The 12,108-nt window shown below is 57.6% G+C and carries 16 protein-coding genes; 11 read left to right on the plus strand and 5 right to left on the minus strand.

Annotation, left to right across the window (positions count from 1 at the left end; translation table 11 throughout):
• Positions 1 to 8 precede the first annotated feature (8 nt).
• The 3 genes from Q1J43_RS04340 to Q1J43_RS04350 all read left to right on the plus strand — a co-directional run bounded on the left by Q1J43_RS04340 (position 9) and on the right by Q1J43_RS04350 (position 2,701).
• Positions 9 to 530 carry a gamma carbonic anhydrase family protein gene (locus Q1J43_RS04340; protein WP_301101155.1) on the plus strand — a complete coding sequence of 174 codons (522 nt, stop codon included), beginning with the start codon at positions 9 to 11 and terminating at the stop codon, positions 528 to 530.
• A 414-nt stretch (positions 531 to 944) separates the two neighbouring features.
• The gene (locus Q1J43_RS04345) at positions 945 to 2,072 is read left to right on the plus strand and encodes a flavodoxin family protein (protein WP_301101156.1); all 1,128 of its coding nucleotides are present in this window, start codon (positions 945 to 947) and stop codon (positions 2,070 to 2,072) included.
• Positions 2,073 to 2,266: 194 nt separating this feature from the next.
• Positions 2,267 to 2,701: an OsmC family protein gene (locus Q1J43_RS04350; protein ID WP_301101157.1), complete on the plus strand. Its 435-nt coding sequence runs from the start codon at positions 2,267 to 2,269 to the stop codon at positions 2,699 to 2,701.
• A gap of 283 nt (positions 2,702 to 2,984) precedes the next feature.
• On the opposite strand, the gene Q1J43_RS04355 is transcribed toward Q1J43_RS04350, so the two are convergent.
• Positions 2,985 to 3,785, minus strand: coding sequence for a Crp/Fnr family transcriptional regulator (locus tag Q1J43_RS04355; protein ID WP_301101158.1), 801 nt, complete (start codon positions 3,783 to 3,785; stop codon positions 2,985 to 2,987).
• A 234-nt stretch (positions 3,786 to 4,019) separates the two neighbouring features.
• On the opposite strand from Q1J43_RS04355, the gene Q1J43_RS04360 reads away from it, so the two are divergent.
• The 3 genes from Q1J43_RS04360 (at position 4,020) to Q1J43_RS04370 (ending at position 5,120) form a co-directional block, all read left to right on the plus strand.
• Positions 4,020 to 4,205 (plus strand): CsbD family protein, encoded by a 186-nt coding sequence (locus tag Q1J43_RS04360; protein ID WP_301101159.1) that lies wholly within the window; start codon positions 4,020 to 4,022, stop codon positions 4,203 to 4,205.
• 95 nt (positions 4,206 to 4,300) lie between these two features.
• Positions 4,301 to 4,846, plus strand: coding sequence for a divalent metal cation transporter (locus Q1J43_RS04365; RefSeq protein WP_301101160.1), 546 nt, complete (start codon positions 4,301 to 4,303; stop codon positions 4,844 to 4,846).
• Positions 4,797 to 5,120: a divalent metal cation transporter gene (locus Q1J43_RS04370; RefSeq protein ID WP_301101161.1), complete on the plus strand. Its 324-nt coding sequence runs from the start codon at positions 4,797 to 4,799 to the stop codon at positions 5,118 to 5,120. Before Q1J43_RS04365 ends, Q1J43_RS04370 begins: the two co-directional genes overlap by 50 nt.
• A 123-nt stretch (positions 5,121 to 5,243) precedes the next feature.
• Here the strand turns inward: Q1J43_RS04370 and Q1J43_RS04375 are convergent, their stop codons facing one another.
• The 4 genes from Q1J43_RS04375 to Q1J43_RS04390 form a co-directional block, all read right to left on the minus strand.
• On the minus strand, positions 5,244 to 5,549 hold the full coding sequence (locus Q1J43_RS04375) for a type II toxin-antitoxin system RelE/ParE family toxin (RefSeq protein ID WP_301101162.1): 306 nt from the start codon (positions 5,547 to 5,549) through the stop codon (positions 5,244 to 5,246).
• Positions 5,537 to 5,821 (minus strand): hypothetical protein, encoded by a 285-nt coding sequence (locus Q1J43_RS04380; RefSeq protein ID WP_301101163.1) that lies wholly within the window; start codon positions 5,819 to 5,821, stop codon positions 5,537 to 5,539. The genes Q1J43_RS04375 and Q1J43_RS04380 overlap by 13 nt, the downstream gene beginning before the upstream one ends.
• Positions 5,822 to 5,918: 97 nt before the next feature.
• Entirely contained in the window at positions 5,919 to 6,638 is a 720-nt protein-coding gene (locus tag Q1J43_RS04385; RefSeq protein WP_301101164.1) for a nucleotidyl transferase AbiEii/AbiGii toxin family protein, read from the minus strand.
• Positions 6,631 to 7,110 carry a helix-turn-helix transcriptional regulator gene (locus Q1J43_RS04390; protein WP_301101165.1) on the minus strand — a complete coding sequence of 160 codons (480 nt, stop codon included), beginning with the start codon at positions 7,108 to 7,110 and terminating at the stop codon, positions 6,631 to 6,633. The genes Q1J43_RS04385 and Q1J43_RS04390 overlap by 8 nt, the downstream gene beginning before the upstream one ends.
• 252 nt (positions 7,111 to 7,362) lie before the next feature.
• On the opposite strand from Q1J43_RS04390, the gene Q1J43_RS04395 reads away from it, so the two are divergent.
• The 5 genes from Q1J43_RS04395 to Q1J43_RS04415 all read left to right on the plus strand — a co-directional run.
• Positions 7,363 to 7,803 carry a DOMON-like domain-containing protein gene (locus Q1J43_RS04395; protein WP_301101166.1) on the plus strand — a complete coding sequence of 147 codons (441 nt, stop codon included), beginning with the start codon at positions 7,363 to 7,365 and terminating at the stop codon, positions 7,801 to 7,803.
• 11 nt (positions 7,804 to 7,814) lie between these two features.
• Entirely contained in the window at positions 7,815 to 9,026 is a 1,212-nt protein-coding gene (locus Q1J43_RS04400; protein ID WP_301101167.1) for a DUF1343 domain-containing protein, read from the plus strand.
• A gap of 47 nt (positions 9,027 to 9,073) precedes the next feature.
• Positions 9,074 to 9,352, plus strand: a complete 279-nt coding sequence (locus Q1J43_RS04405; RefSeq protein ID WP_301101170.1) for a PIN domain-containing protein — start codon at positions 9,074 to 9,076, stop codon at positions 9,350 to 9,352.
• Between the two features lie 573 nt (positions 9,353 to 9,925).
• Positions 9,926 to 11,662 carry a ShlB/FhaC/HecB family hemolysin secretion/activation protein gene (locus Q1J43_RS04410; RefSeq protein WP_301101168.1) on the plus strand — a complete coding sequence of 579 codons (1,737 nt, stop codon included), beginning with the start codon at positions 9,926 to 9,928 and terminating at the stop codon, positions 11,660 to 11,662.
• Between the two features lie 262 nt (positions 11,663 to 11,924).
• Positions 11,925 to 12,108 (plus strand): hypothetical protein (locus Q1J43_RS04415; RefSeq protein ID WP_301101169.1); only part of this gene is annotated, 184 nt, incomplete at its 3' end.

The raw sequence follows: 12,108 nt of genomic DNA on the forward strand, positions 1-12,108 counted from the left end.
GACAGGAAATGCCGGTATACCGTCTTGGAATCCACACTCCGCGAATCGACCCGCAAAGCTGGATCGCCCCCAGCGCTTCGATTATCGGCCAGGTGCATCTGGCCAGGAACGTCTCAGTCTGGTGGAACGCCACCCTGCGCGGCGATACCGACCTGATCAGCATCGGCGAGAACAGCAACATTCAAGACGGCTCGGTACTGCATACCGACCAGGGAATCGAGCTCATCGTGGGACGCAATGTCACCGTTGGCCACATGGTGATGCTGCATGGCTGCACGATTGGCGACGGTTCGCTGATCGGCATCGGCTCCATACTGCTCAACAACTCGGTGATCGGAAAAAACTCGCTGGTCGGCGCTAATACGCTGATCCCGGAAGGCAAGGTATTCCCGGAACGCGCCCTGATCATCGGTTCACCGGGAAAAGTCGTGCGCGAACTAAGCAATGAGGAAGTCGCCCGTCTGCCCGACAGTGCGGAGCGCTATGCCGAGAACTGGCAGCGCTATCAGCGTGAGCTACTGGCGATCTGATTTATACGACGGCAAGGAGCCGCTGATGGCACGTCTGATTCTTTTGGGCTAGCTCCAAAACTATTCATTTCGCATCACAAACAGAAAGAAAGCTCCGCCAAAAAGGCGGCGACGCTCAACTTTGCGGAGCGAGGGAATCGCCAACCAACTCACGCACCAGGGTTGCTTCCGTTGCTGTCCTGATATGCGCGATTAGCACCACGTGACCGTTCCGGATGGCATCGAGCCGTAGCGGTCATGTCTTGATTCCTCTGAGTTGTTCTGCTTGAGCATGCCTGTACGGTAGCCAACAAAACGAGCTTTGCGTTCGGCAGCGCACGGATGACCATTCTCCTTTCCAGTAGCCTCGCTCCAGGTTGAACAGTGCCGTGCACCGTAGCTGTCATCGTTAGCCATCCAAAAAGGGAACACCCCATGGAATACCATCAAGCCAACAACGCCAGCCCGGCTGAGCGACAGACGACATCGTCGGTGATCGAGATCCGCACCGGCCAGGCCCCCGGACGTCTGACACGAGCCGAGTTCAGCATCCGTTTTCGTGCCACCTTCATCGACCCTGCCTTCCGCGCCGAAGATCAGTCCATCGAACGTCTTGAAGACATTGCCTGGCTGGCTTATACGGATGGCCGCAAGGCGCCATATACCCAGAAAGCCGGTCCCGGCTACGCCGATCCGGACTATGAGCTGTCAAGCGAGTGGATTGCCACGAAACAGCGCATCGATGAAGCGCAAAAGAACTGGTCCGAACCCTCGACCCCTTCCCGCGTGTTGCTGATCTGCGGTTCGGCCCGCAACGACGGCAGTTGCCCGAGCGAAATCTCGAAATCGTTTCGGCTTCTGGGAATCGCCCGCGAAACACTGGAGCATGCCGGCATCGGAGCTGATGTACTCGATCTGAGTCTGCTCACCTCCGAATACGGCCGCAACATCCACCCGTGCAAGGGCTGCGTGTCGACAGCCATGCCCCTCTGCCACTGGCCGTGCAGTTGCTACCCGAATCACTCGCTCAACCAGACCAATGACTGGATGGCCGAAATCTACGAGCGCTGGACGGCCGCCCACGCCGTGATCATCGTCACGCCGGTCTATTGGTACCAAAGCCCGAGCCCCCTGAAGCTAATGATCGACCGCCTGGTCTGCGCCGACGGCGGCAACCCAGACCCGACGCTGACTTCGGGCAAGAACGCCAATAAAGCAAAGGAACTTGAAATGGCTGGCTGGGACTACCCGCAACACCTCGCCGGACGGGCTTACGGAGTGGTCGTGCATGGCGATGTGACCGGAATTGAAGACTCGCGTCGCGCCCTGTCGGACTGGCTCGACTGGATGGGTTTCATCGATGCCGGAGCACAGGCGCGACTCGATCGCTACATCGGTTACTACGAGCCGTATGCGACCAGTCACAGCACTCTGGACAAGGACGAGCTGATGCAAGAAGAGACGCGCAATGTCGCGCGCGCCGTGGCTAAAACCGTCGTCGAATTGCGTGCCGGGCGACTTCAGGAGGTGCGGCCCAAGCTCTCGCGTCCACGACCGAAATAACAAGCCCGACCGACCTTCACGACACGTTTAACAAATTCATGTGCATTGCCTCAAAAGTGAAGACGCGGACCCGGTCCCCGATCATCAATTCATAGCTCGCCTGCGCTGTCCGTGCGATACCGAACAGACCGTTTGTATCCGTCCCGCTAAGTTCACTCGGCGCCGACCACCAAACTCAGCAAAAGGAGACTCACATGACTGAAAAGACCGCCAGCGTTCATTGGGAAGGCCAGGGCAAGAAGGGCCTGGGCACAATCAGCACCGAGACCGGTGCGCTGAAACAATGTCCCTATGGTTTTGCCAACCGCTTCGAGGATGACCGACGCGGCACCAATCCCGAGGAAATTCTGGGCGCCGCCCATGCGGCCTGCTTCACGATGGCGTTTTCGTTCGCCTGTGACAAAGCGGGATTGGCGACTACCAGTGTGGATACCACAGCCAGCGTGCGCCTATCCAAACAGGGGGAAGGCTTTGTCATCGACCGCATCGCGCTGACCCTGCAGGCCACGGTTCCGGGTATTGATGACGCGACATTTCAGGAGCTCGCCGCCGCTGCCAAACGCGACTGTCCGTTATCGAAGGCGTTGGCCAGTGTCGCGGAGATCACCTTGCTGGCTACATTGAAATAGCATTTTCGAAGAAGCGGATGGCGTTTAGCCATTCAGGAAAGTTGTAAATAATGTAGTCGTGCTTTACACCATCCTTTTCCTGCAACCCCTGATTTGATTTGAAGAAAACGGTTCTTATCCCGAGTCTCTGCGCCCCATACACGTCGTGATACATATCGTTGCCCACAAACACAAGCACAGACGTTCCTTTCCTGTGCATGATGTTCTGCGTAAAAACGGGAGTCTGTTGGCTACCGTACGCAGGCCAATCGAGGGATGAGTACGGTCACAACATAGCCTCTGCTTAACTCCTTGGATACGGCCGCGCACTACGCAATTCAGGTGTCGATTGCGTCGTCACCCGGTCGGATGGGCAAAACTTCACCTCCGGGAGCAGGCGATCAAACTCTTTCTTCACGATCGCGTAGCACTCACAGGCTCGCGCCTCCAACCCCAGTCGATCGAGCACGGAAATGTGACCACGGCGATACCCGATCAAGCCAGCCTTATGCAGCTTGCCGGCGGCTTCCGTAACGCTTTCACGACGCACCCCAAGCATGTTGGCGATCAATTCTTGCGTCATAATCAGTTCGTTCGAGTACAGGCGGTCGAGACTCATGAGCAGCCAGCGGCAAAGCTGCTGGTCCAAAGAATAATGGCGGTTGCACGCCGAGGTCTGCGCCATTTGTGTCAGCAACGCCTGGGTGTAGCGCAATAACAAATTGTGCAATGCGCCGGCACGACGTCCGCCCGAGCGATTGAATTCATCCTTCAGCACTTGTCCCCGAAGCCGATAGGCTTGGCCACCGCTTTGTACGACAGCACGACTGGGCGTAGTTTCACCGCCCATGAAGAGGGATATCCCGATAACCCCTTCATGGCCGACTACAGCGATTTCCGACGATGAACCGTCTTCCATGACGTAGAGCAGGGACACAATCGAGTCAATCGGAAAATAAACGTGACGCAACTGAAACCCGGACTCATAAAGCGCTGCGCCCAAGGGCAACTGCACCGGTTCGAGATGCGGTAGCAAGCGTGCGTATTCTTCAGATGACAAGGCGCCGAGAAGGTGGTTCTGGTGGGGGCTACAAGGAGTAAGCACGAGCATTCCCTCTGACTATCGATCTGCGTCCAAACGATTCATTGACACCTCATTCGAACAAAAGCCCTGCCCTCGTTATAGTTTTTGTGAGAAAGGTATTCCATGTGCCCTACATGAACTATGAGCGCTAGCGCACAGAACGTTTCCGATTCAATGCCTATTCTCCTGATTGGGAGCGTTGCGCCACCGGTTCATCGCTCCCGAGCACTTCCAACAATCACTTAGGAGATCACCATGAACAAGGATCAAACCAGCGGTCGCGTTACAGAAGCCAAAGGTAAAGTAAAGGAAGTTGTCGGCAACCTGGTTGGCAATAAGGATCTGGAGCTGAAAGGCAAGGTTCAAAATACCCGTGGCAAAGCCCAGGCGGCATACGGCGATGCCAAAGCGGATCTCAAAGACGCCATTAAAGGCAATTAATCGCGCTCTGCCTTTGCCGTCGAGTTCATCATTGGAGCGGATCGACGGGAAAGCTGCGCTATTCGTATCTCAGAGCGTCGTCGCTGGTCACTTCCGTGAACGAGATCAAAATTGCACCAGTCAAGAAGCCATCACTGTGGACGAGACTTGGCCCCGGTCTTATCACCGGTGCGGCGGATGACGATCCAAGTGGTATCGCCACCTACTCCCAAGTCGGCGCCGGATTTGGTTACGGGATTTTGTGGACCGCGTTCTTCACCTTTCCGCTGATGGTTGGCATCCAGACGGTGAGTGCCCGCATCGGACGGGTCGCCGGTCAGGGCTTAGCCGCCAACATACGCAAGCATTACCCGCCCTGGCTGCTCTACGGCATCATCACGTTGCTGTTGATCGCGAATACGATCAACATCGCAGCCGATATCGGCACCATGGGTGCAACCCTAAAACTTCTCATCGGCGGCCCCGCCCATTGGTACGCAATCGCCTTCGGGGTGATCTCGCTGGCGCTCCAAGTGTTCGTACCCTTTCCGCGCTATGTGCCGCTACTCAAGGTATTAACCCTTGTTTTCCGCCGGCATCGTGAGCACCGGGTTGCTCGCTGTCCCGATTCTTGCCGGCTCTGCCGCCTACACGGTCGCTGAAGCCTTCAAATGGCGCACGGGCCTCGGCCTCCAACTCTTGCAGGCGAGAGGGTTTTACGCGATTGTGATCATCGCCACGGCCCTCGGCGTCGCGCTGAATTTCACGCCCATTGATCCGATCAAAGCGCTCTTCTGGAGTGCCGTCATCAACGACGTCATTTCTGTCCCGATTATGGTCGTAATGATGCTGATGGCCGTGCGTGCTGACATCATGGGGATTTTCGTTATCACCCCGAAGGCTGACATGCCGCAAAGTGCGGCGGCGCCATCATAGCCAGAGACAATCACCGCGATGATCTTGTCATCCCAGTAACGGGTCAGTGATTCCAGAAAAACCGTGATTTAGTGGATATCAGAGGGAGGCACTGACATCTGAGTCGCCAAAGCGCACAGCGACTCATTCCTCACCTTGCCCCCAATATCCGGCTTCACGTTGATGACGGATCGCAAGAATCAGGACGGCGTCCTGATCTTCTTCGAGGCTATAGAGGGCCAAGTAACCGCTGCGTCCGCGAGATATCACCAGCTCCCGCAATTCATGCTCTACAGGACGGCCGACCAACGGATGACGTATTAATAAATTGACAGCCTCCTCAATCAACTCAACCGTCTCTGCCGCTGCCGAAGCATCAATCTCAATCAGGAAGTCGGTTAGCCTTTCGAGATCGGCAAGCGCTTGTTCCGAATAGCTCAGTTTTGCCAAGATATGGCTTTCGGTTTTGCAAATTTACTTCCGGTAATGCGTGCCTTCAGGTAGGTATGAACCTCGCTTGCATCGTAGCCTTTTCCGGTCTTCAACATTTGTTCTCGTGCCGCGTGAGCATCGGCCACGAAACTGGCCCGCCGTTCTGCTGATGTAGCCGCCTGCTCTATCGCGCGCACCATGAACGCATGTGGCGATATACCTTTCTTCTCGGCAGCGGCAACTGCCCGCTGCTTGAGTTCGTCCGAAAGCTTCAATGATGTAGTGGACATTGTTGGGATCCCTCTCTCGTGATGGTAGCACCAAAGTAACACCTAAGCTATGTGAGTTGCAAGTCGTCGGTAGCAATCCGTGTCAACGAAAACGTGCTTAAATCAACGGCACTGACTGTGGCTTGCTGGCCGCTGCAAGCGCCTTGATATGTTTCCAAAGCACAGCCTTGGGGGTATCCATTTTCATGGCCTCAAGGCATTTCTCTAGCCAACCGGGCTGTTTTAATACATGCTCCACAGCCTTAGCGAGATCGCGTCGGACGCTACCGCCATAGGCGCTTTCTGCTTTAGCGATGGCCATCGGCAGAAGCTTGGGGGACTGCATCATCGCCATGTCGATGAGATCCCGGCTAAAGAAGGCGTCATCACGCCAACGATCAACGTTTGCAAGCAGCTTTGAAGCCATGAGGTCGGTAGGCGTCAGTGTTGCAATACCACACACCCGGTCATCCGATTCTGGTGAGTCAAACTTGATCCGTGCCTCCAAAACAATCTCGAATTTGATCCTGGCATCCCCTACGCCAATCGCAGACTGAATGCTGTACCCCGTGGATCTGATTTCGCGCAGCTCATTGATTACTGCACCTGCTTTGGCAATGGCTTTGAGACTGTCTGCCTCTTTGATTAACTGGTGCAGGTTTCGATACCCCCACAAGTCGGAAACAAGAAAGTCAATATCGACAGACTCTCGGTATTCTCCGTACCGCAGGGTAATTGCCGTGCCGCCCCCGAGGAGGCATCGGTTCCTGGCGAGCAAATCCGCATCCAGTGACTGCAACGCCATTGCAAGCACATGATGGTGTAGCCGGTTATACAAGGAAGAAACCATTCCCATAGGTCTTAACGAGCTTATCGACCACTTTGCGCTCCTTGGCCGTCATCTTCTCTTTGTCGACATGCCGCCAGTTCCGCTCATAAAGATTAAGCGCATCTTTCGCCGGGAGCGCATCAACGCCATGGACGTGCCAAGCCACTTTCTTTAGCTGCGGACAATCTCTGAACGAAACTGTGCTGGGCCATTTTTGCGCATTCGTTTTTTCTTCAGGAGCGCGCTCGACTTCAGCCTCTTGGGCCAGCCCCTTGGGAACAACATCAAATGTCAGCCCGAGAACCTCCATGGCCTCAAAATACATACCCAGGGCCACCGTAGGTTCACCATGCTCTATGCGGTGCAGCGTCACCCGGGAAATCCTCGCAGCCTCTGCGGCAACAACCGTAGAAATTCTCAGACGCTTGCGTTCAGCACGGATGCGCTGGCCGAATTTTTGAAGGGCATTTGCGGTCTTCACGATGCAAATCTTTCCATTAATATGTTTCTCATAGTAGTCAAAATATAATCAGAATCAAGTATCGGAGCACACTACTTTTGTTTCTGTCGCCAGAGCAGAACGGCTAGAATCCGCAGCATGCCAGACGCCGATTACCCCCTTACCTTACTCTGCCACCCAGCAAGTCCGGCGCCGGTAGTGCGCGCGCTCGAAGTGTGGGCGAGGTTGCGACAAGACGGCGCACTCGCTCTTAACTATCGGCTCCGGGGAGACATGGCACGCTTGCTGATCCCGGCGGCGCAGGCCTCGAATCAACCCGATTTACTCTGGGAACATACCTGTTTCGAGGCTTTTATTGGTTTGCGAGACGATACGGCTTACCGCGAATTTAACTTCTCGCCGTCCGGTCAATGGGCGGCTTATGCTTTTTCTGACTACCGACAGCGCGACGAAACACGTGTCCTCAGTGCAGCGCCACAACTCACATCCCGGCTGTTTGCCGGTCGGCTGGAAATGGAGGCAATCATTGCACCGGAAGCGCTGCCTCCCGGCGCGAGCACGCTTCTGCTCGGTCTTTCAGCGGTGATCGAAACTGCCGATGTTGTTGAAGGAAGCCACAGTTACTGGGCGCTGAGCCACCCTTCCGCCCGCCCCGACTTTCACCATCGCGACGCCTTTACGCTGGAACTGACCGTCTCATCCACCCCTGTTTGAAAGCCCCAACGATGCCCGCCATCCAGTTTGGACTCGACCGCCTGCTTGCCGACTCCGCACTGCGCAAGCCGCTGACCGGCAAACGCCTGGCCCTGCTTGCCCACCCGGCCTCGGTCACCGTCGATCTGACACACGCCCTTGACGCGCTGGCGGCACTCCCCGACCTCAGGCTCACCGCCGCCTTCGGCCCGCAGCACGGCCTGCGCGGCGACAAACAGGACAATATGGTCGAGTCACCCGACTTCCTCGATCCACGGCACGGCATCCCGGTGTTTAGCCTGTACGGCACAGTGCGCCGGCCGACGGCCACCATGATGGACACCTTCGATGTCCTGCTGATCGACTTACAGGATCTTGGCTGTCGCATCTACACCTTCATCACCACCCTGCGCTACCTGCTCGAAGCCGCTGCCGAACACGGCAAGACGGTGTGGATACTCGACCGCCCGAACCCCGTCGGTCGGCCGCTTGAAGGGCTGTTGCTGCGTACCGGCTGGGAGAGTTTTGTCGGCGCTGGTCCATTACCGATGCGTCACGGACTAACGATGGGCGAACTGGCACACTGGTTCATTGCCACTTTGAAACTTGATGTCGACTGCCAGGTCATCACCCTCCTGGGCTGGGCGCCCGACGCCGCGCCCGGTTACGGCTGGCCGCTGGGCAACCGCAGTTGGGTCAACCCCAGCCCGAACGCGCCCAATGTCTCGATGGCGCGCTGCTACGCCGGCACCGTCATGCTCGAAGGCACGACGCTTTCCGAGGGACGTGGCACCACCCGTCCGCTCGAACTATTCGGCGCGCCGGACATCGACGCCCAGGCGCTAATTCGCACAATGACCACCCTAGCCCCGACCTGGCTTGCCGGATGCCGCCTGCGTGACTGCTGGTTCGAGCCAACCTTCCATAAACACGTTGGCCAACTGTGCAATGGCGTGCAGATTCACGTTGAAGACGCCAGCTACCAGCACCTCGCGTTCCGCCCATGGCGCCTGCAGGCTCTTGCTTTCAAGGCACTACGCCGAATGCAACCGGACTATCCGCTATGGCGCGACTTTGCCTACGAATACGAAAACAACCGGCTGGCCATTGACCTGATCAACGGCAGCCCGCTGCTACGCGAATGGGTTGATGATCCACAGGCAACGCCGGCCGATCTTGACGCATTGACCCGGCTCGACGAAACCGCCTGGGAGATCATGCGGAAAGATTTCCTGCTCTACTAAAAGGCAAATTCATTGTGTCGTAAAACACATGTTTTACTATTGCGGCGCTGCCGTCTGGCAAACGAAGGGACACGCTCCACACCAGTCTTGAGCAGCGAATCTTGCCTATGTTCGTCGGTCGAATACTGCCCTTTGATGCAGCCGCCTCAGAAGCCTACGCAGTGCTTCGCGCCCGTGCGCGGGCCGAAGGCAAGGCTATCTCGCCCGCAGATGGCTACATTGCCGCGACGGCCACAAGCCATCGTTTGATTGTTGCAACGCGAAACACCAGCCCTTTTGAAGCTGCTGGTTTGACTGTCATCAACCCTTGGAATACACAGCACTGACGGACAGAACAAATTCTGCCGGTTTGGGCTTAGAACCACATGAAACGGGTGCGTTTAAATCTGTTGGTCAAAGAAGCCTAATCCCAATGGCGCTACCTTAAGCTGAATGTCAGCCATTTCCCTTTCCACCACGCACGTCGTCCCGGGTGCGATTCAAACTGATGTGGAGCACAACTCGTCGGGTTAGCACGCAGGGCGTAACCCGACGCGACTTTCGGTCATGCGCTTGGCGCAACTGTCGTCACATCGTGACGAAATACAGTCGCAATGTGACAATTTATGTCCGCCTTATCCCACCGTGCCCCTCACGCACTCAGTGTTTTCAAAGGGTTTGATCCTGGCACGAAAATTGAATGTGTAAGCAGGCCGTCCTGCATCGGGCCGGTGACCTCAAGGAGCATTTGACGTTATGTGCCGCACATCAACCTAGAAATTTTCGTCATAAAAACAATGCAATATCTCTTGACCTGCGTTAAAATCCGCCGCTTTCGCCAGCGCTCAACTGGCGACCAGCGTCGGCCTATCGGCGACGCCAGTACACATCAAGCAACTCTCTTAACAAAGCCTCGAATTATGCCGCCGCTCCTCCACCTCCTCCACGCTCGCCCGCGTTTTGCCATCGTCGTCCGCCACGCGCTGTCGCTGTCCATCGCCGGCCTCTATGTGCTCGCCGGCGCCGCCTTCGCGCAAGTCACCGTTGACACGGAAGAGCAACGTCGCCGCGCGCAGCAGGAGGCCGAAGAACGGCTGTCTCGGCAACAAGCGCCGGATGTCCACCTGTCACCGGCGGCGCCAACGGTCGATACTGAGGCCCGCGACCTGCCTGTCGAAACGCCCTGCGTTCGCATTGACCGCGTGCAACTTGACGGTGAGCGTCGTCAAGCCTTCACCTGGCTGGACACCTATCTTGCTGGCTACGCCGGGCGCTGCATTGGCCCGCAGGGAATCAACCAGATCGTCCAACGCACCGTCGCGCTGATTGTCGCCAAGGGCTATAGCACAACCCGCATCGGCATTCCTCCCGAGCAGGATCTGGCGAGCGGCAGCCTGCGCCTTGTTCTTATCCCCGGCGTCATTCGCGCCATCCGCATTGAGGGTGAGGGTGAGGCCCCCGAACGCAACTGGCGCAGCGCCTTCCCGGTACGCCCCGGCGACCTTCTCAACCTGCGCGACATCGAACAGGGGCTGGAACAAATGAAGCGGACTTCCTCGCAGGACGTCTCCATTGACATTGTCCCCGAGGGCGCCCCGGGAGAAAGCGACATCGTCCTCACTGTCCAGCGCGGCAAACCCTGGCGCCTGGGCCTCACGCTTGACGATGCTGGCGCCAAAGCCACCGGCCGCCTGCAAACCTCGCTCACCGCCTCGCTCGACAACCTGCTGGGCATCAACGACCTGCTCAGCCTAACCGTGAACAACGACGCCGACCATGACACGGCGCGCCATGGCACGCGCGGCCACAGCCTGCAATACTCGGTACCCTGGGGCTACTGGACGCTCTCCTTAGCGGACAGCGCGTCGCACTACCTGCAAACCATCCAGGGCATGAACGAGACCTTCCGTTCGAGCGGCAATACGCAGAATCAGGAAATCAAGCTACAGCGTGTGGTCTATCGCGACCAGACCGCCAAAACCACCCTGCAATTTCGCGCCCTGCGACGCTACACGCGCAGCTACATCGAAGACACCGAAATTCTCAATCAACGCCGACGCAGCAGCGCCGCCGAACTCGGTGTTGCCCATCGGCAATACCTCGGCGACGCCCAGATTGACCTGGCCCTGGCGCACCGCCAGGGCGTCTCCTGGTTCGGCGGGCAGAGCGACGCGGCCGGGCACAGCGCCGACGCCCCGACCCCCGCCTACCGGATGCAGACGCTCGATTTCACGGCCGTCACCCCCTTCAAAATCGTCGCCCAACCCGTTCGCTGGCTGGCCACGCTACACGGGCAGACGACCAACGACGTGCTCTACGCCGTCGACCATATCGCCATCGGCAACCGCTATACCGTGCGTGGCTTCGACGGCGAACGTACCCTCGCCGCCGAGCGCGGCTGGTTTCTGCGCAATGAACTCGAAGTCCCATTGGGCGACTCCGGCCAGGCGGCCTACGCCGGCATCGACCACGGCCAGGTCAGCGGCCCGAGCGCACAAGCGCTGGCCGGCCGTCGCCTGACCGGCGCCGTTCTCGGCCTGCGCGGCGCCGGGCACGGCTTCAACTACGACCTCTTCGCCGGCTGGGCACTCGCCAAACCCGATGGCTTTGGCACCCGCAGACCGGTGGCCGGGTTTCTGTTGAGTTACCAGCTTTGATTTTAAAAACCTCACCGCAAAGGCGCAAAGACGCAAAGGACGCTAAGAAACATGGAGTTACGAGCTTTCCACCCCACACTCATCGGGTGCCGAACAATTATGCTGGAATGGTAGGGTAACTCCTTGATCTTCTTTGCGAAACTTTGCGTCCTTTGCGTCTTTGCGGTGAATAACTGAGTTTTTCAGGTTGATCGCTCTTTGAGGTCACATCAAAACCACCCTAAACACCTGCCGCACAACCCTTCACCGCCATGAAACAGCTATGATTTCGTCATCCATGCACACCTCCCGCCCCACCTTCTTCCAGCGCACCATCCTCTGGCTCACCCTAAGCGCACTGATCGCCCAGCCGGTCGCCGTCTCGGCGCAGGTCATCGCCGCCACGGGGAGCGCCTACGCCCCGCAGCTTGGCGCCGCAGCCAACGGCGTCCCCGTCGTCCAGATCA

The organism is Propionivibrio sp. (assembly GCF_029255185.1).
Taxonomy (GTDB): domain Bacteria; phylum Pseudomonadota; class Gammaproteobacteria; order Burkholderiales; family Rhodocyclaceae; genus Propionivibrio.